This is a genomic window from Wolbachia endosymbiont (group A) of Tromatobia lineatoria (genome assembly GCF_964028565.1).
GTDB lineage: Bacteria > Pseudomonadota > Alphaproteobacteria > Rickettsiales > Anaplasmataceae > Wolbachia > Wolbachia pipientis.
On record NZ_OZ034791.1, the window covers coordinates 175,807 to 195,961 of the forward strand.

Consider the following 20,155-nt stretch of genomic DNA (forward strand, 5'->3'; position numbering starts at 1 on the left):
GAAGTTTTGTAAAGACATACAGTATCTATATACTGCAAAAAATTGAACATAAGACGCCGATACATTAAGTAATCCTTACCTTTTAATCTGCAGATTGGAGAAAGCAAATACAATAGCTTCAGTTTCATGATAAGGGGGCTAGCGGAGTTTGTCAAGGAATTCTTATTAAAACTAAAGAGCTCAAATGAAAGGAGGTAAACTCTAAAGTATACATTTAGTAGCGCTTTCTATGAGAGAAATCGTATTACCTATTCCGTAAAGCTTTATGAAAGATCCCATTCTTGGACCGGTTTTTTGGCCAAGTAACGTTTCATATAATAGCTGAAACCAGTCACGTAAGTTGGTGTAATCGTATTTTTTTCCAATAGAAAATACCTGAGATTGAATTTCTTCAGCAGTAGCAGTTGTAGATAGAGAATGTAAAGTGTCCTTCAAATCTAGTAACGCTGCTTTTTCTTTTTCATTTGGAGTTTTATATGATTTTGTTGGCTTGATAAAATCGTGATAATACTTTACTGCAAAGTCTGAAAGTCTATCAAGCATTTTATTATTTTCTGGTGTAACGTTTGGTGCATAAGAGGATATAAAACCCCATAGGATCTCTTTGTTTTCAGCATTACAAGCTGCTGCTAGGTTTAAAAGTAGTGAGAAATTTATGCCTGAAGTTTCTATACTGGGAACATTGCCCTGGTGAATGTGCCAAGCAGGATTATTTATATCCTTTTCTTTGTTCTCATGATAACGCTTTACAAATTCTAAATATTCATCAGTTGATTTTGGTATCACATCAAAATATAAACGTTTAGCTTTTTTAGGACTCTGAAAAATGTACAATGCTAAGCTCTCTGTTGGTGCGTAAGTTAGCCACTCTTCAATTGAAATGCCATTTCCTTTTGATTTTGATATTTTCTTTCCTTCTTTATCAAGGAAAAGCTCGTAGCAAAACAGAAGTGGTGGCTTTTCTCCAAGTATTTCACATATTTGACTTGAAAGCACAGCAGATGGAGTTAAATCTTTTCCGTGAGCTTCGTAATTTACTCCAAATGCGGCCCACCTCATTCCCCAATCAGGTTTCCATTGCAGTTTACATTTTCCTTTTGTCACTGGAACTTCTATTTTTTCCCCGTTTGGGTCTTCATATGTGATTGTTCCTTTCTCTGTATTTGTTTCAATTACTGGAACTTGTAAAACTTGAGAAGTTTTTGGGCATATTGGCAAGAATGGACTATAAGTCTGCTGTCTTTCTTCCCGAAATGATGGAAGCATTACGTCCATCACTTTATCATAATTTTTCAGTAAGAGTAAAAGTTTTTCATCGTAAACGCCAGATTTATAACACTCTGTTGCACTCCTGAACTCGTATTCAAATTCAAACATATCAAGAAATTTACACAACAATGAATTCATATGATGACCATAACTCTGATGAGTGCCAAATGGATTAGGTATCATAGTCAATGGTTTATTTAAGTGCTCTCTTAGCATCTCTTGATTTGGCACATTATCTGGTATTTTTCGCAAACCATCCATATCATCTGAAACTGCAATGATTTTGGTTTTTATACCAGGAGCTATTTTTTTTAATGCATTTACAATAACTGTAGTGCGGAAAACCTCTCCAAAGGTTCCTATGTGGGGTAAACCAGAGGGTCCATAACCAGTTTCAAATATTATTTCTTTTTTATTAGGAAACTCTTGCAATATTTTTTCTGCTTCTTGAAATGGCCAATTTGTCATTATCGGGATTAAATAATGTATCTTAACTTAAAGTGCTACTAGTTTCAATGGATTTTTAATATAATGATATAGTATTAGTGTTAGAGCTATTATTAGAAGGTTAAAGATATGTCCACAGGTAGTATACAAACAGATCAATTATTTAAAGGTCTTACAAGACCTGCAATGCTCTTTGGTGTGAGTTATATGTTTGCAATATTAAACGTCCTGATTTGCATGCTAATTTTCATTAATTCAAATGATTTAAGAGTGATTCTCTTAATGTTACCAGGTATACATGGACTTGGTTATATAGCTTCTGCAAAAGAACCGTTGTTTATTGAATTATTTATGGTAAAATTGGGAAAGTGCTCGAAATGTTTAAATCGTTTTTACCATGGAGCCAATTCTTATGATATTGCTTAACGTTGTGTGATGCTGAGGTTTAGGGCTATTCAATCAAAGAATAAATCTACTCTGAACAGGGAAGTTCACGCTGCTGAATTTATTCCTTATTCTTGCTATTGGAATAGCACAACCTTGATGACAAAAGAAAATTGGTTGGTTAAGGTTATAAAATTAAGTGGTTTTGCATTTGAAACTGCCGATGACGAGGATTTAGTCATACAGAACAACATCAGGAATCAGATGCTAAGAAGCATTTCATCTCCGGCATTTAGTTTGTATTTTCATACTATCAGACGTAAGAAAAATATTTTTTCTGATGAATTTGCAAGTCAAGGTTTGCCGAATTTTTTCGCTAATCACGTAAATCTAAAATGGAGAGAAAAACACGCAACAAGGCAATCATTTATTAATGACCTATACATTACGATTATCCGTAGAGCGGACACAAAAGGAGTAGAATTTTTGTCACATCTACTAAAAAAATTCGGACATGTAACTTCAAAACATGCTTGGGAAAGTGATATACGTGCCACGTATGAAGATTTAGAGGAAACGACAAATCGTGTAGTGACAAGCCTTAGAAATTATTCGCCTAAAATTCTTGGAGTAAAAGAAACTCCAGATGGTTTGTTCTGCGAAATAATGGAGTTTCTATCTAGAATCGTAAATTGTGGCTTCGTTACAAATACGCTTTTTCCGCTAAGAACTGAAATATCAAGATACTTACCAGTACATAGGTTATTCTTTGGCCGTAAGATGATACAGGTTGTGACTCATAATGAGAGTAAATATGCTGGAATAATTAGTATCAAAGAATATGGAAATCATACTTCTGCAGGAATGCTTGATTCGTTTTTACAACTTCCTTACGAGTTTATAATTACGCAATCTTTTCAATTTATAAACAGGCAAATGGCGATTGGAAAAATGCAGATACAGCAAAATCGAATGATACAGTCTGCAGATAAAGCTATTTCTCAAATAGCAGAAATTTCTCAAGCGCTTGATGACGCAATGAGTGGTAAGATTGCGTTTGGTCAACATCACCTGACTATTTTATGTATAGAAAAAAGTCCTAAATCATTGGATAACGCTCTGTCGTTGGTAGAATCAGAGCTTTCTAATTGCGGTGTTTACCCTATACGTGAGAGAGTTAACCTTGAACCAGCATTTTGGGCGCAAATTCCTGGTAATTTCGATTATATAGTGAGAAAAGCTACAATAAGTAGTCTTAATTTGGCTGGATTTGCATCTCAACATAATTATCCTACTGGTAATAAATTCAATAACCACTGGGGAGATGCCGTTACAGTTTTTGACACGACATCTGGTACTCCATTTTTTTTCAACTTTCATATAAGGGATGTTGGACACACTATGATAATTGGCCCAACTGGTGCTGGTAAAACTGTTTTAATGAATTTCCTGTGTGCCCAAGCGATGAAGTTTTCTCCAAGGATATTCTTTTTTGATAAAGATCGCGGTGCAGAGATTTTCTTAAGAGCACTTAGTGGTATCTATACTGTAATAGAACCAAGAACTAAAACAAATTTTAATCCTTTACAACTTGATGATACCTCTGATAATAGAACATTTTTAATGGAGTGGATAAAGTCTTTAATTTCGGTATATAATGATAAATTTACTTCAGAAGATATTGCACGAATTAATGATGCAATTGAAGGAAATTTTAAATTAAGAAAAGAAGACAGATTCTTGAGAAACCTCGTACCGTTTTTAGGGCTTGCAGGTCCTGATACTCTAGCTGGGGCAATATCTATGTGGCATGATAATGGTTCTCATGCTGCAATATTTGACAATAAAGAAGATTTGCTAGATTTTTCACGAGCAAGAGTATTTGGTTTTGAGATGGCTAGCTTGCTCAAAGATCCTGTTGCTCTTGGACCGGTCTTGATTTATTTATTTCATAGGATTAGTATATCTCTTGATGGCACTCCATCTATTATCGTTCTTGATGAGGCATGGGCGTTAATAGATAATCCAGTTTTTGCACCCAAGATAAAAGACTGGTTGAAGGTACTGAGAAAACTAAATGCTTTTGTGATTTTTGCTACTCAGAGTGTTGAGGATGCAAGTAAAAGTACTATTAGCGATACGCTTGTACAACAAACAGCGACACAGATTTTTTTACCAAATCTGAAAGCTACTAGTGTCTATCGGGATGTTTTTATGTTAACTGAACGTGAATATATATTAATTAAGCACACAGATCCGAGTACTAGATTCTTTTTGGTGAAACAAGGAGTCAATGCTGTAGTAGCTAGAATAGACTTAAAAGGCCTGGATGATATAATCAACGTATTATCCGGACGTGCAGAAAGTGTTCTATTGTTACACGATATATTAAATGAAGTTGGGGACAACCCAAAAGTATGGTTGCCTATATTTTATCAGAAGGTAAAAAATGTTTAAGACTAAGCTGTCATTGCTATTAATTGCGATATTTTTACTAAATATAGACTTTTTACTCTCATATCCAGTGCTTGCAGATGGAGTAAGTGGTACTGACAAGACAGAATTTGTTAGCAGATTTAATTCCACTGGCAGTTTTAGTCGTGCCTCTAATCCTGATTGTGGAGCGTTTAAAACAGCTGCAGCACTTGCTGGAATAGCGATTGCTGTTGGCGCAATATTTACTGGCATTGTTTTGATCGTTTCTTCTGCTGGTTTGTTTACCGCTCTTGTTATTGTTGGAATGATAGCTGCAATTGTTGGAGTCTGGAAAGCGATAGGAGGGCTTGTTGTTTGTGAACATAGTTTTGTTAAACACCCAGTTGCACGTGATCATGATGGAAAATACAAAAATTTTAAATTAGAAGACACAGGTTATAGTGGCTGCACCAATGAAAATTACCAAACAGAAGAGGAATATTTTTCTTGTTTGCAAAATAAAGCTCGGGAAGACGTGAACAAAAAAGATTATGACGGGAAAAGAGCAGAAAAAGAAGCCTTAAATTCTAACGTTCAGGAGAGTACAGAGAGTTATTACTGGCCAAAAAATGGTGTGCAATACAGTGAATATATAGAAGTATGTCATCGAAACCCTTTAACTTTTGGTAATCTTTTTAATAAGGTAGACTTTAATTCCAGAGGAAAACCTGGATACATAGACTTTGATGTCAGGGAGAAAGACACTGGATACGTAGATGGGTCATGGTCCTCGAAGGTTGATGGTGGTCTGGAATGTAGAGTTCTCAAAGCAGGACAGAGCGAACCCATACATGGAGCTACATTCAAAGCAGTGAGAAAAACGGGCAGATTATGTGTGGAGTTAGCCAGTGTTAGCATGCTTGGTATCGAAATGACTCCTTGGCCGCAAGGGGTTGATATGGGGTGCACGGAATTGCCACCTGACCCACTTGCTCCTATGTGTGAAAAATCTGTGATGATATTCAAAAATAAAGATGGTACAGGAGAGGAAAAAGTTCCTATTGGTAATGATGATGACTATAAAACTATTATCAGATCTAAAGAAAAAAGACTCAACGGACAAGGGGGGAAAATTTTTGTAGGTTATGATAATGCTGGCTGTTTTAGCTCGTATGTTTCTGAAGCTTGTTATAACCAGGCAGGGAGTAAATCATTAGCTCCTATTCCCGTAACTTCTATGATAGTGCAATGCATTAAGGAATCGTTAGATAATTTAGTTGCAGGTAAAGGTGCACCAAATGGTGAGAGTTTTATATCTGTAGCACAGAAAAGGCTGAAAAACACTGTAACTGCTGTTTTAGTTTTAGCTTTAATACTGTTCTCTATAAAAGCCATGTCTGGTGGAGTTCAGAGGCCTCAAGAAATGTATATGTTGATCATAAAATTCGCTTTAGTGATTTACTTCACAACAGGCAGTACCATGTCTCATTATTATGGAGAATTAACTCGTCTCTCAAATGGTTTGTCAGAGATAGTGCTAAAAGCATCATCTGAAAGTAAAGGCATATGTAATTATAAAGCAGGTACAGATTATGAATATACTCGTGCAGGAAAGAGGGTATCTTACAGTTATCTTGCACCTTGGGATAGGCTTGATTGCAGAATTTTATTTTATTTAGGTGCCCCTTTAGATGGAATTGGTGGCAAAATTGGTACTGGAGGTGTTGCAACGTTAGCAGTCTTGCTTGGTGCTGCTCCTGTCTTATTAGTTGCAGGTTCGGTAATCGGTATTATTTTTGCTGGTGGACAAATTTTAGTAGCTCTTGTCTGTATATTTATGGCCGTTCTGATGATGATGGTTATTTTGTGGCTGTGCTATGTATTTATTTTATCTCTAGTTGCTTTAAGTGTAATCATCATTTTATCACCTTTGTTCATTCCTATGGTTTTATTCCAACACACCAAAGGATATTTTGAAGGCTGGGTGAAAGAGTTGATTACCTATAGCTTATACCCGGTTATCCTTTTTGCGTTTTTGTCCTTTATGTTCATAGCATGTGATAAAATCTATTTTAAAAATTTAAATTTTGAACTGGACGAGTCATATAAAAATGAACAACCGGACAAGTCATATGAAAAGAAACAAGCAGAAATCTCATATAGTAAGAAAAAACAGTGGTTTAAATTGAAAGATGGGGAATGTGATAAAAATGAAACTACTCTTGCATGTATGATGCAAAATTATAGCTTTAAAAAGAGCAGCATACTTGGTCTATTCGACTTTACATACATGGAGTTTGGCAGCTCTCTCATCGGAGAATTATTAAAATTGTGTTTAGTATTATTCCTCTTTTACCACTTTTTAAACATTCTTCCTGGCATGGCTGCTGAACTTGCTGGTAACCATAGAGCAGCACTTGGCTCAGGTCAGACACCTGGACAAATGGTGGGCAAAGCTTTATCTGCTGCCAAAGCTGCTGCTGGGGGTGTTGCTGGAGTTGCTGGTGCTGCTGCTAAGAAGTTGAGTGGTGGAGACAAGAGTAAATCTCGAGGTTCTGGTTCTAGTAGCTCCGAGAGTGTTAACAAAAGCACTGAATGAGTTGGATTTATGCTAAAATTTTTGCTGATAATACCGTTTTTTTTTCTGTCAGGCTGCGGGGAACATCACTGTATTAAGCCAGAAAATTTATCAGGTTTGCGTGAAAAACTAGATATAGTGTCAACAGAGCAGAAATGGGTTGATTCTGGTGTTAATATCTCAGATAGAATAAGAGTAACAGAGATTGATATAGTGCCTAGTAAGGTTAATTTTTGTCCTAAGCAGTATGCAGATTTTGCAATTGGGCCTGGGAGAAATGACGTTGCATTACCATTTGCACTTAAAAAAGGCGATACGATAAGCTTTAGTGTGATTGGAAGTAAAGTGTGTAAAGATAAAGAGAGTGAGACAAAAATCAGGTATTTGAAAATCGACGAAAAGTGTAGCGAGCAAGAAACGGAACATTTTGCACATGTTTTAAATCAAGAGAAATGCCAAGGTGGCAAGGATGGGATATGTCCTAATAAATATATAATAGGCGATGCGCAATGGTTGAGTGGAAGAGAGTACTGGTTTTCGAAGTTAGATCAAGATGAAAGAAAAAAGGAAATTGAAAATATTATTAACTCTATAAAACAAGGAGAGAATATAGATTGCAGTAAGCTTTCAGAGAGCAGTGCAAGTAAGATAGATACGCACATTTTAAATTCACTCTGTAGACGTATATGTAAATTTTCTTCTGGTCGTAGAGGCGAGGATTGCGTGTATATTGAATATAATAATATAGAAATTGAGCTATTCAATGCTTTAAATTCTAGTGGTGAATCTGTTGTTGCTGAAATTATTAGTAACGTATTAAAGGGAAAACAGGTAAAAACTGACATTACATTTCTAAAAGTTGGTATGGATAATGAAACTCTTGAACACATTCCAGGTGGTGGTTTATGTACTAGTTGTGATCATAAGATGGAGAATGACCATCAAATACCAAGTTTAACTTTTAGTCTATGTAGCAGAAATGACAAGAGCTGCTACAATACAAATGACAAAGGCGGGTTCAACATAAGAGTAACGAAGAACCATAGTCTGGAAAATAGCTTGTATATAAGTGTTTCCGATAAATTCCCTGAGCATAAGCCTGGTGAAAATCAAGCAGATATATCTGTAGATATCAGCAAAGTTCATGACATGGAAAACTTGAAAGGAAAATTAAAAGACAAAACAGGCACCATATATTACGGAATAAGAGACCATGGCTGCGATTACAAAAATGAAGGTCAATTTAGTATTAACCTAACAACTAAAGAGCCACCTACAAAAACTTTTAGTGCAATATATAATTTCTTTGATGAAAAAGTGAAAACTGCATTTTTCGGCTCTAATTATAAAGACCCTAACGCAATTCACTCTGATACTAGTCCTGTAAAGTCTCTTTACGAAAGTTTTATAAAATCAAGCAGAACAAATACCATTAGATCTACTATAATATCACTATTAGTACTATATATAATCTTATATACTCTTTATTACTTTTTTGGATTAACTCATATTTCTATATATGAGTTTTTAATTATATGCGTAAAGATAGGAATCATCGCCCAGCTATTGCAGGATAATAGCTGGGACTTTTTTTATAACAACGCATTCTCTATATTTATTAACACTCCAAAACAACTAATAGAAATAGCAAATTTTAGAGGCACTACTTCAAATGTTTTTGAGTTTCTTGATTTGCCGCTCAATAGGTTCTTGTCATCGCATTCAGTATTGTTAATAGTATCTCTTATATTTTCTGGCCCTTTGGGCATTGTATCTTTTTGCTTGGTGATTTGGGGTTTAATCACAGTGAGCTTATCTATTTTTAATGCCTTATTTTCTTTTATTACATCTATAGCAATAGTTGCGTTATTGCTTTCTTTAGCACCTATTTTTATTATTTGTCTTTTATTTGCGTATACTAGGCAGATGTTTCACAACTGGGTTAAAAATTTAGCAAGATTTGCGATTCATCCAGTAGTGCTTTTAATTTTTATATCACTGATAAGCCAGGTTATGGATTATATTGTGTATTCAGTATTTGATTTTGAGGTCTGCTCTACATGTATACTTAATATTAACTTAAAGATTTTTAACCCTTGTATTTTTTATGGTTATGCTTCCAAATATACACCTAATATTACCGCTATGATGGCTTTTGTTATTTTGGGACACGCTATGAAAGCTTTAGTTGAAGCTTCTTCGACAATATCTGACTCGTTGTTTGGTGCTTATGTAGCAAGCGAACCTGGAAGACAGTATCAACAAAGCTTAATGGGAACAGTAGGGTTAGATGAACAAAGCGTTCAAAGAAGAGAAAGAGGAGGTGCTTCTCAACAGTCAGGTACGTCAAGACCTCAAATACCACAAGGGACTCAAAGGTCAACGCCTCAGATACCACCACCAGGAAGACAGCAATGATAAGTAAAAGATCACTATTGTTGATACTGTGTCTTGCAATCACTGGTTGTAACATGGATTGTGTCGAACCTGGGTTGCAGAGCAGAAACACTAGTGTTAACGTGGATGTTCCAGTTCATAAAGCTGGTGAAGAAGTTAAAATTCATTGGGTTGATTCTGGTCAAGTAATTAGTAAGGGTGAGGAAATCAAATTCACCCTCGATGGATCAGTAAATTTTTGCCCTTTTAAAGAAGACAAAAATCCAAGGAAAGTACTTGTGCCAGCTAGCTTTTGTGCTGATGGCTCAGAACCAAATTATAGTAAAGCTGCAAATATTAACGATGTGCCTAATAATTATGGCGTTGATGAAAAAGGCGTAAATAAAAACGAATTGTGCGGTGGTAAAGGATTTGGCAGCAATAGACGTTATGTAGACACTGGAATTAAAGTAAATCCTGGTGATAAGTTAAGCTTTAGCTTAGTTCCCAGAAAAATAACAATTGATTATGACAATCCAGGAGGGAAAGGTATCAGCTTTGATGACAATTGTTATAGAGCTGAAGAAGGAGGTGAAAAAGTGTCAGCAAGTGAAATATTGAATGTTAGCAAGCAAGAGGGAGAGGAATTTTTTTGTGAGGGCAAGGATGGAAAGAGAAATAAAATAAAATTTTTACCTCTTGATAAAACAAAAGCAAAGGAAAGCAAAGTGCTAGTTGGCAATGGGTACACTCCATATGATAATAAGGTACATTTTAATAAAGGTTATGTTAAAAACAACGAACCATGGATACATGGCTCGCTGTTCGATTTACGCCGAGCTAAAATAGGATTGAATGAGTTATGTGATGGAAAAAACTGTAGTTTGGATGAGAAAAAAAAGTACAGTTCTTATGAGCTTAATTGTTACTATCAGAATATATGCTATACTAGAAAAGGTATATGGAGCTATGATTCAGGTCGAGCAGGAGAACGGAACTGTGTCTCCTCTATAAGGTATAAGAAGTACGATAAAGGAAATAAATGTGATATGTATTCTTATCTAGAAAAAATGGAAGGGAATGTTAAAGCAGGTAGTTTTACTGAAGATGATAAATCTTGGGCTGAGGCTCTTGTTGCAAAAATTGGTGATCTTGGTGATCAAGATACTGATAAAGGTATGCAATGTCTTCCAGATAATGAAGTAGGTGCAAGAAAGGATAATGTGTGTTCGCAAATTAGTGACAATTTCGAGGATTTTTCTCTGAAATTAAATAGTGACTATGCAGTAAATGACAATGTAAAATATGGTAGTAGTGTGATGCTTGCTATAGCAGATTATGGTTACTATGGAGCTAATAGGGGCGGGTACCATGTTAAAGTGACTAGATCGTGTGAATATATCAATGGTGAAAAACTGTATGTGTATTTGGGTGATAACCCGCCAGGGGATCCATCTGCTCCAAAGACTAATGATTTCAAAAAAGTAGAGCACTTAGATAAAACAAAGGATAAGGTATATTATATAATAGATGGAGGTCTTTTAACAGATGAATGCAAAGACAAAAAACCTATAACAGATGAATGCAAACCTAAGAAGATATATTTCGGCATCAATGTAAGCAACGTAGAGAAAGATGACATTACGGACAAAAATGGCAAATATTACGAAAACAATAAGTATAGTGTAACTTTATTTGTCAAAAGAAAAATTAATGATTTTATTTCATCGAATGTAAACGGGGTATTTAAATTTATAAAAGAAGAAGTAATTGGGGACAGCGTTAAAGATTCATACAAAGGATATGCAAGAGGTCTTCTTCAGGGGGTAAGAGCTTTACTTACTCTATACGTTATATTTACTGTCATTGGCTATATGCTTGGAACAATACAGCTAAGTAAATTTGATTTCATTGTAAGGATGTTCAAGATAGCATTTATAGCTTTTGCCTTTAGCGATAGAAGCTGGGAACTCTTTGGTACAACTTTATCCAGACTTTTTGTAGATGGTAGCACTTATTTAGTTGATAGCTTTTCTGGCTATATAGGGGAAGGGGGGAGAAAATTTGCATTCTTAGACTTGACAGCAGGAGTATTATTCACAACAGAAACTTGGCTAAAGTTTTTATCGTTGATGCTCTCTGGTCCTTTTGGCTTTATTGCATTTTTGGCAATACTCTATGCTACTTTTATGTTCTTAAAATGCATTATTAGCGCTACGTTTAAATATGTAATATCTACTGTTCTAGTGGCGTTTTTACTGTCATTAACACCTTTATTTATCGTATTTATTCTATTTCAAAAGACTAAACCCTTGTTTGATAATTGGATAAAAACGTTGGCTCATGTTTCATTAGAACCAGTCATTTTATTTTCATTTTTATCTCTTTTAAATCAGTTGATGTATTCAGTTTTATATAACCTCACAAATTTTTCTGCATGCTATCAATGTTTAATTAGCGTAAATTTCTTATCGTATGATCTGTGCTTGATGAAATCAATACTGCCTCTTGGATACAGTCCTGGCACTAGCGTTGATGTTGCACTCAGTACCGGAGAAAGGGCTGGTGGACACTTTGCAGCATTACCTATAGACCTAATCCAGGCGTTTATATACCTCATTATTGCCGGTGCAATGGAAACTTTTGTTTCTATATCGGAAACTATGGTACAAACACTATTTAGCTCTGGTTATGGAGTTACTGGCGGTGTTGGTACAGTTGCTAAGAGCGCATCGCAAGCTATGCTGTCAACCGTTGGCCTTGATGATAAGACCCAAAGTATGATACAGAGTATCAAGCAGAAAATGAGTAAAGATCGGGGAAAAATTGAGGCTAAATTACCTAACACACCAAAGCAACCAGACAAAAAAGAAGATTCTAAAGGAAGTTCTGATAAAACAACGAGTGATAGACCTAAAACATTAAAACAATCAGATCAGCAAAAAAATTCTGATGAAACAATAAGAAGTGATCCTAGTGCTAAAGCTAAAAACAAGGAAGAAAATGGAGAGGAGTAAGATATAAATGATATTATGGAGTAACTAATTAAAAAGATATTTTAAGTAAAGTTTTAGAAATTTATTCTGTATTTGGAAAAAGTTTAGATATGCAATCACGTTTAGGCAAATGTTGGTTTAGGGTATTACTTCTTGCAGCTTATGTGCTGATCACAGGTTGTAGTAAAAACGATATGCCTTTTCCAAGGTGTATATCTGCTGACTATTTTGGTCCTAAACCTATTGCAGTAAGCGCTCATTTTTCAAGCGACCACGATGCGTTTATTCCAGGAGATGGAGAAGTTATTGATCCTGAAACTGGCGAAATTAATTATGGTTTTCACCATAACCAAGTGGTGAAGTGGGAGGATACCGGACTCGAAACCAATGGAGATAGTTTAAAAGTGCGAGTTAATGGTGCATGGACATCTTGGAGTAATAATAACAAGAAGGAATCTAAAAAAGGCAGTTATACCTTACAAAGCTTGGAGCAGTTAAAATATGCAACTAAATTTGAAGGTAAACAAAGTGATAATAGTTTACCTAATTTTCACTTAGTTTGTAATGATTATAAACCTAGCATACAAAAATTTTCAAGTAAGTCTGATACAAGTTGCACTGTAAATTGCAAGTGCATTAATGAAGATGATAGCGCAAATACAGTATCACGTGGTGCTCCATGTTGGTTTACCAATGGTCATGGTGCTTATCTTTTGTTTCAAACGGGGAAAGATGATCCTAACGAAAATCTAAAGTTAATGCGCGATCCTCAATATCCTACTGTACATCTAGGTTATAACTCCACAGCAGAGGGCGACAATGGATTTTTTACTTTAGACAGAGATAACACTAAATTAAAGGACAGAAATTGTAATGAGTTGAAGTTAAAAAAGGGATGGAAAATATATGTAAAAATATTAGATAGATATTACTTAGATAATGTAGGTGGCTACTCTTTTGAGTTCTTAAGTGGAGTGCAGCAGCCAAGTAGTTTTGGGTTTTTTGATTACATTTATAACTATCTAAAATGTGTATTATTGATTAACGAAAATTGCAAAGAACATTTTAATAGCAATGATCCTGCAGTTGCACAAGCTATGTTCGAAAATATAGCTGAAAAAAGTACGAGCTTTCACAATTTTGTTCTTTCCTTGCTTGTTCTATTTGTAATGATTTCATCGCTTCTTTATCTTTTTGGCATGATACAAGAAACTAAGCATGATATGCTCATCAGAATGATGAAAATCACTCTAGTAATAGTGCTTATATCTCCTGGAAGTTTTAGATTTTTCTATGATCATTTTCTTGTTTTATTCGTTAAAGGTCTTGAACAATTGATAAGTATAATTACTAATTTTGCTCCCAACATGAACACCGGAAGTATTGCTCAAGGAGATGAAGCTAAGTTGTTTAGCTTCATGGAGGACATGTTCAATAAGTTTTTTGCTTATTCTGTTTGGAAAAAGTTTGCAGCGTTTTTACATTACCAAATGTGGGCAAGCCTTCTTATGATACCGGCAATTTTCATAGGGATTGTGCTATACTTCTTGCTGTGCTTATATGCTTACATAATATTTCTCTCTGGTTTTATGGGTATAGCTTTTCTTATAGCCATTATGCCACTGTTTCTAATTTCTATTTTATTTTCACCGCTGAAAAGTCTATTTGAAGGTTGGATAAAATTCTGCATCAGCTTTTGTTTACAGTCGATTATGATATTTGCTCTCTTGTCATTACTGGCTTCCATTATAATGAATACCTTTTATAGGCAGTTAGGTTTTACTGTATGCTACAATAAATGGTTTGAGGTAAGGTTATGTGCTCCAAAATGGGTGTTTGGTGGTTTTTGTATCGTTGATAAGCAGTACTTTGGTTGGACCCCAGGGCAAATTTTCGTACCTTACACTCTTGGAGAAGCTTCTCCGCTGAACGTAGATAAGAACATAGAAGGTATAGAAAAGATAAGCAGAGAAGGTGGTACAATAAAATTTACTGGCGGTGCTGGGTATATCCCTCTTCCACCGGATTACATTGAAAAAGGGTTTCGTTATATAGATTATCCTTTCTTTAACCCAATTCCTGGTACTAAAGAGAATCCAGCAGACCATTATATTGCAGAAAGTGATATGGTAGTTAGTAATGGCTGTAGTGAAAAGGATCTAGTGCGCTTAACAAATAGTTTATCTCATGCATCAGAGAGGGCTGACATTATATTACTGATCAACAATATAGAGAAAAGGATAGGTGATGTTAGTGAAATAATAAAACGCTACTGTCAAGATATAAATAAATGCAATAGTTATAGGGAAATAATTAATGAAATAAGATCTTTAGTGCGGAGTGCGGTAGAAAAACAAGGTTGTAGAATACTGAAACTTCATGATTTATATAAGGATCCCAACAGTGAATACTGTCAGAAATGTAAAGATTGTGAGGATTGCAAAAATTATCAAGAAAATAGCGATTACCAAAGGGTGCAAGACATACAGAGAGGTTATTTAATCAATGCAGGGGAAATCTTTATACTATTCTTGCTTTCATTTTTAATGTTCTCCTTACGCACGTTCGTACAACAAATGGGCTCAAGTATCGCTGGTGGTGGATTCAGCGTTTACAATATATCTAGTATGTATCAGGCATCGCCTTTGACTGGCATAATGGAAGGATTCAAACAGCAGTGGCAAAATTTTGCTGGTAGAGGACTTGAGTCTTTAGGCAGTTGGGCTACTCATTTACCGGATAGATTAGCCGGAGGTGCAGCTAATCTGCTGGGGAGAGTACCAAGAGTTGGAGGAGTGCTGAAATACGCTATTGATGTGCCACGTAAATTTGTAGGTGCTACTATTGAAGCAACGAAGTTTGCAACATCGCCTGAAAATGATGTTGATAAGCTCGAGGAAAAAATTTACAGGGCATTTGGAGTTGATAAGGAAGATATTACACACAGAAGGATCGGTAAATATTTAGATTATTATAAAGGATACGTAGGATCACATTTGGGCTATACAATAGAAGATGCTATGAAGTTTACTTGGGAGCATGGTCTTGACTCTATAGGAAAGCATGGCTATGATCATAACCTACTCTATAGAGCAAAAGAATATAGGCGAGATTTCTTAGAGAAGCTTCATGATTATACTATCGGCCGTAAGAGAGAACCAGAAAAAGACAATCCTGATCAATCAAATAAGGTAGAACGAGAGTTAGGCACGGAACTAGTAAGAGATAACCATGATCAGCCACTAGAAGAAGGCGACCCTCTTCGACTACGAGGGGGAGGTCAGCCAGATAAGGTAGTACGAGAACTAAGCACAGAACAAGAAGACAAGCCTAATCAACTACAGCATGATCAGCCAACAGAAGAAGATAAGCCTGATCAATCAAATGAAGTGACACGAAATTTAGGCACGGAACCAAAAGGTTCAGATGAAATTGATGATTTTGGATCTGCTTTTGAAGGTATGGAAAAACGTGCTGAAAGAGAAGGCAGAAGAAATCAAGATAAAGTTTACAACCTCTCACCACTTTTTGAAATGAACACTCCAGAAGCTGTAGAAAAACGTGCTGAAAGAGCTAGAAGAAAAGAAGAAAGAGATCGAAAAGACGAAGTTTATAATCTTAAGCCTTTATTTAAAGAACCAAAAAATCCAGAAGAGTACGTTAAGGCACTTTTTGAAATGAATACCCAGGAAGCTATAAAAAAACGTGCTGAAAGAGAGGAAAAAAGAAATCGAGAAGACAGTAAAAGGAAATTACCGGAACCAATGAGGAAACCAGATGCAAAAGGAGATGAGAAGAGGATTGAAGATGAAGACTAATAAAAATTTCAAAGGCCTTGATTATTATAAATTGCAGCAAGACAAAGATGGCAACATAAAGTTAAATGACTACGACGACATTTTAAATGCGCGTAGGGCAAGGGTAGACTTGTTGCGGGATAACACATCACTTGACAAGGATGTCAATTTTGCTAAATTGAATAAAGCTTTGAGTGAGAAATTTGTAGATAATCATAGTTTATTGTCTGAATTTGATAAGGAAGACAAAGAGATTGTACAAGAAAGGATTAAGGTGTTTAGTATTTTAGAAAGTCTTGAAGACCTTAAAAGCGTGAAAAGTGAAGATCTGTTAGAGGTTAGCTTACTGCTGTCAGATCTTAGCTTCATAGAGAGAAATGTTGTACTAAATACCGATCAGAATTCTGATCTAGCAGGATTTAAAAACCTATTTATTGAAAAAAAAGCATCTGGTGAAGAGTATAGTGAAGAAGAATGTAGAGGCTTTCTTGATAATATAGATAAAATCAATACTATAATTAAGTTAGAGTTAGAAAGCAGAATTGAAGGGCTAAATCATGATGAAAAAAATGATTATGATGATTTACAAGATGAGATTGGTCAAGCAATTAATGCAGCAGGCAAATCAGAAAAAGATAACTGATGAGTCTTGTGTTTGTGTTTTTCTTACAAGCGACTCGATAGCTTCTCTCTATTAAACTGCTAAAGCCATATTGACATTAATCATATAGTATAAATAATTAATTATTTTGGAGCTTATTTAATATGCTACGCATCATTGCAGGCAAATATCGCGGAAGAAAAATAACTACAGGTAAGCATTTAGCTGCACGACCAACTATGAGTATTGTTCGAGAAGCAATATTTAGTATACTTTCCTCAAGAAAACCTATTTATAACTTGAATGTACTTGATTTGTTCTGCGGAAGTGGCTCTTTTTCATTTGAAGCGCTTTCTCGCGGCGCTAAACATGCATTCATGGTGGATTCAGATTATTACAATTTGCAACTGCCTAAAAAAACAGCAGAAGATTTTGGAATTACGGACAATGTTACGCTAATTTGCTGCAGTGCTAACTGCTTACCAAAACCTATTTCAAAATGCGACATAGTTTTTATAGACCCACCTTACAATAGCAATCTAGTTGAATCAACGTTGAATGGACTAGCTAACTCAGGCTGGTTAAGTGATGATGCATTGATAATTCTAGAGATTAGGAAAAACGAAGGTTTTGAGTGCAATAAAGACTTTAGTATAATCTTGGAACGTATTTACGGTATAGCAAGAATAATTTTTCTTTCTCTATCAACTTAAACTTGCATATACTTTTCATTGATGAGTTCCAGTTCTATTTTCGTCAAGTTTCCGGAGAAATTACTTATTCTGTACTGCCCTAGATCAAAATTTTTATTAAATTCAGAGTCTATTAAATATTCATGTGCTTCTTCAATAAATTTATTTTCTTTTTCTTCGTAACTGGTGTATTTTGTTGTACCATTATTATCCTCACAATAAACTAAATGTTCTTTATGATCAGCATGAATATTTTTATTTTCACAAACCTTTTCAGGATCGTGCTCAAGTACTTTTCTACCAACAATCAATAGCTTATGAGAAATTTCCTATGATTCCTTTTAAGCGAGTTTTGAATTTTTGAAATGTCATGACATTGTTGATACGGTTATCAAGAAACGATAAAATATCCACAAAATCTTCTGAATAATCATTGATAAAAAAAAGTATCGTACTTAAGTACACTCCAGCTAATATTGCTCTTTTTGTATAGTAGTTAAAATCTGTTGATTGGTCATGAATGCCATACCAAATCGCACTAATAGTTCTGTATAAAAGTTTACTAGAAAAATATGTATTTTTTGGTGATACGGAGAATGATAAAACATTTTTTAAAAGTTCTCTATAATTCGGTAGCTTAGCATAGTTTGAAAGGTGTATTTGAATAGCTAACTTTACTCGCTCTCGCACTTTCATATCTTCTAAATTAGAATTTCTTAATTCAGCTTCCATTGAGCTATTTAAGTCCTCTGCTATGTGCTCCAAAGCGCTATATATTCCATTCTGAAATTTGCAAAAGCTATTAGCTAGATTAAGGTCAGTGCACACCTTTAATAGGGTTTCATCGCTTATCCCTTCAAATGGAATAACCCTAATTAGCTTATCTATTATTAACTTTTGTTCCACGCAACATCATACTAAACAGCATGTGTGATTGTACCTGAGATTTTCAAACATTCTACAAAATGCTTCACCACGTTCCTCGAAATTTTTCCATTGATCAAAAGAAGCACACGCGGGAGAAAGTAATATTGTTACTTCTTCTGCGCTATTTAAGGCCTCTTCAAAAGCCAATCTGAATGCATCTTCTAGATTGCAACATTTAACATAATCTACTTTATTCTCCATAACATTTGCAAAAGCTTCGGTTGATTCTCCAATAAGAAAAGCTTTTCTAACCCTTGTAAAATGCTTGCTTAATGATTCTATTCCACCTTTTTTGCTTCTTCCACCAGCGATCCAATTTATGTTTTCATAAGATAAGATCGCCTTTTCGCTCGATTTTGCATTAGTTGCTTTGCTATCGTTCACGAAAAACACATTTCTTATTTTGCCAAGCAGTTCATTCCTATGCCTCAGTCCTGAAAAGGACTTGATTCCATTGATAATAGTGTTGCTATCTACTCCAAGTACCTTACATACGGCATATGTGGCTGCTATGTTTTCTGCGTTGGATATTAGGTTTATTTTCACGTCGCTTACTGATAAGCTATGATTCTCTAGTTTTAACGAGATCTTCTGGATCCCAGTGCCCCTTTTGTCATCCAAGTAGCTGACACTGGGATCCAGATAATTTCGATCTATACCAGTAATCTGTTCACTATAATCAAGCAAATTGTTACCTGCCAATGATATTAGATCTCTTGCACCACCCTCTGTCATCTGAGTAGTTGGCAATGGTTTTTCTTTTCTGGATTCCAGCGTCACGCGCTGGAATGACATCGGGGAATATGTTACTGAGATTGGAATTTTGTCTCCAGTGAATTTGTTGAATATATCAGCAGTAATCTCATTGTCACATCCTATTACGGCAACCTCACTACCGTTTATCAGTTTTAATTTAGTTGCTATGTAGTTCTCCATACTTCCATGCCTATCTATGTGATCTGGTGTAATATTGAGCAGTGCTGAAATGTCCACGTTAATTTCATTCATCAACTCCAATTGAAAAGAGGAGAGTTCGATTACATAAATTTCTGCATCTCTTTCTAGATCCAAAACAGGAACGCCTAAATTTCCACCAATAGCTACTTTTTTCCCTGCAGATTTTAATATGTGCCCTATTAGTGATGTAGTGGTTGATTTACCATTTGTTCCTGTGACGCCTATTACCTTCTGGTTCGTAGTTTTAGCTTCAAGAAATAGCTCAATGTCTGATTTTATTTTGCAATCAAATCTCCTTGCAAGTTTTACTATCCAATGTGGCTCTGTTGGCACTCCAGGGCTTAAAACCAATGCACTGATCTCATGCCAATTGTATTCCTTGGGATGAATAAAATTACATTTTTTATACATCATTTTTGCATTTGCTATTTGCTCTTCATGATCATCCCATGCATATATTCTTGCACCACTCTTTGTTAGAGCGTTAATGGCGGATAAACCAGTTTTACCAAGACCAAAAACCGCGACGTTTTGATTTTTGTATTTGTTTAGTTGCACTGCTAGATAACTTATGCGAACCATTTTATAAAGATATCGTACAAATTACAACAGACTTCTTTCGTAGGTTACAACTGTCATTCAATAGAAACAAAAAACTTACTTGACAAACTCCGCCAGCCCCCTTATCATGAAACTGAAGCTATTTATTTATCTTC

General features: G+C 35.3%; 12 protein-coding genes. 8 read left to right on the forward strand and 4 right to left on the reverse strand.

The window, feature by feature from the left end; all coding sequences use genetic code 11:
* Positions 1-201: 201 nt before the first annotated feature.
* Positions 202-1,737 carry a lysine--tRNA ligase gene (locus ABWU48_RS00980; RefSeq protein WP_353288406.1) on the reverse strand — a complete coding sequence of 512 codons (1,536 nt, stop codon included), beginning with the start codon at positions 1,735-1,737 and terminating at the stop codon, positions 202-204.
* A 108-nt stretch (positions 1,738-1,845) separates the two neighbouring features.
* On the opposite strand from ABWU48_RS00980, the gene ABWU48_RS00985 reads away from it, so the two are divergent.
* The 8 genes from ABWU48_RS00985 to rsmD all read left to right on the forward strand — a co-directional run bounded on the left by ABWU48_RS00985 (position 1,846) and on the right by rsmD (position 17,576).
* Positions 1,846-2,142, forward strand: a complete 297-nt coding sequence (locus ABWU48_RS00985) for a type IV secretion system protein VirB3 (RefSeq protein ID WP_007548615.1) — start codon at positions 1,846-1,848, stop codon at positions 2,140-2,142.
* Positions 2,143-2,151: 9 nt separating this feature from the next.
* Positions 2,152-4,557, forward strand: coding sequence for a VirB4 family type IV secretion/conjugal transfer ATPase (locus ABWU48_RS00990; protein ID WP_010962886.1), 2,406 nt, complete (start codon positions 2,152-2,154; stop codon positions 4,555-4,557).
* A complete protein-coding gene (locus tag ABWU48_RS00995; RefSeq protein WP_353288407.1) occupies positions 4,550-7,114 on the forward strand; it encodes a type IV secretion system protein in 2,565 nt (854 codons plus the stop codon). Before ABWU48_RS00990 ends, ABWU48_RS00995 begins: the two co-directional genes overlap by 8 nt.
* Before the next feature lie 9 nt (positions 7,115-7,123).
* Complete coding sequence (locus ABWU48_RS01000) at positions 7,124-9,511, forward strand: type IV secretion system protein (protein ID WP_208571613.1); 2,388 nt, start codon at positions 7,124-7,126, stop codon at positions 9,509-9,511.
* Complete coding sequence (locus ABWU48_RS01005) at positions 9,508-12,486, forward strand: type IV secretion system protein (protein ID WP_353288408.1); 2,979 nt, start codon at positions 9,508-9,510, stop codon at positions 12,484-12,486. The genes ABWU48_RS01000 and ABWU48_RS01005 overlap by 4 nt, the downstream gene beginning before the upstream one ends.
* A gap of 89 nt (positions 12,487-12,575) precedes the next feature.
* Positions 12,576-16,283: a type IV secretion system protein gene (locus ABWU48_RS01010; RefSeq protein ID WP_353288409.1), complete on the forward strand. Its 3,708-nt coding sequence runs from the start codon at positions 12,576-12,578 to the stop codon at positions 16,281-16,283.
* Positions 16,273-16,905, forward strand: coding sequence for a hypothetical protein (locus tag ABWU48_RS01015; protein WP_353288506.1), 633 nt, complete (start codon positions 16,273-16,275; stop codon positions 16,903-16,905). Before ABWU48_RS01010 ends, ABWU48_RS01015 begins: the two co-directional genes overlap by 11 nt.
* Before the next feature lie 122 nt (positions 16,906-17,027).
* Positions 17,028-17,576: a 16S rRNA (guanine(966)-N(2))-methyltransferase RsmD gene (gene rsmD, locus ABWU48_RS01020; protein WP_010082416.1), complete on the forward strand. Its 549-nt coding sequence runs from the start codon at positions 17,028-17,030 to the stop codon at positions 17,574-17,576.
* Here rsmD and ABWU48_RS01025 read toward each other — a convergent pair.
* Genes ABWU48_RS01025 through ABWU48_RS01035 form a run of 3 tightly spaced genes read right to left on the reverse strand, consistent with a single transcriptional unit; the run spans position 17,573 to position 20,021 of the window.
* Positions 17,573-17,866, reverse strand: a complete 294-nt coding sequence (locus tag ABWU48_RS01025; RefSeq protein ID WP_010082415.1) for a hypothetical protein — start codon at positions 17,864-17,866, stop codon at positions 17,573-17,575. The genes rsmD and ABWU48_RS01025 overlap by 4 nt on opposite strands.
* A gap of 4 nt (positions 17,867-17,870) precedes the next feature.
* Entirely contained in the window at positions 17,871-18,461 is a 591-nt protein-coding gene (locus ABWU48_RS01030; protein ID WP_353288410.1) for a COQ9 family protein, read from the reverse strand.
* Between the two features lie 6 nt (positions 18,462-18,467).
* Entirely contained in the window at positions 18,468-20,021 is a 1,554-nt protein-coding gene (locus ABWU48_RS01035) for a Mur ligase family protein (protein WP_007549232.1), read from the reverse strand.
* Positions 20,022-20,155 lie beyond the last annotated feature (134 nt).

What these genes read in the sequence shown, in the direction of transcription:
- ABWU48_RS00980 (WP_353288406.1), bottom strand. Translation starts at nt 1,737, where the DNA reads ATGACAAATTGGCCATTTCAAGAAGCAGAAAAAATATTGCAAGAGTTT.
- ABWU48_RS00985 (WP_007548615.1), top strand. Translation starts at nt 1,846, where the DNA reads ATGTCCACAGGTAGTATACAAACAGATCAATTATTTAAAGGTCTTACA.
- ABWU48_RS00990 (WP_010962886.1), top strand. Translation starts at nt 2,152, where the DNA reads ATGCTGAGGTTTAGGGCTATTCAATCAAAGAATAAATCTACTCTGAAC.
- ABWU48_RS00995 (WP_353288407.1), top strand. Translation starts at nt 4,550, where the DNA reads ATGTTTAAGACTAAGCTGTCATTGCTATTAATTGCGATATTTTTACTA.
- ABWU48_RS01000 (WP_208571613.1), top strand. Translation starts at nt 7,124, where the DNA reads ATGCTAAAATTTTTGCTGATAATACCGTTTTTTTTTCTGTCAGGCTGC.
- ABWU48_RS01005 (WP_353288408.1), top strand. Translation starts at nt 9,508, where the DNA reads ATGATAAGTAAAAGATCACTATTGTTGATACTGTGTCTTGCAATCACT.
- ABWU48_RS01010 (WP_353288409.1), top strand. Translation starts at nt 12,576, where the DNA reads ATGCAATCACGTTTAGGCAAATGTTGGTTTAGGGTATTACTTCTTGCA.
- ABWU48_RS01015 (WP_353288506.1), top strand. Translation starts at nt 16,273, where the DNA reads ATGAAGACTAATAAAAATTTCAAAGGCCTTGATTATTATAAATTGCAG.
- rsmD (WP_010082416.1), top strand. Translation starts at nt 17,028, where the DNA reads ATGCTACGCATCATTGCAGGCAAATATCGCGGAAGAAAAATAACTACA.
- ABWU48_RS01035 (WP_007549232.1), bottom strand. Translation starts at nt 20,021, where the DNA reads ATGGTTCGCATAAGTTATCTAGCAGTGCAACTAAACAAATACAAAAAT.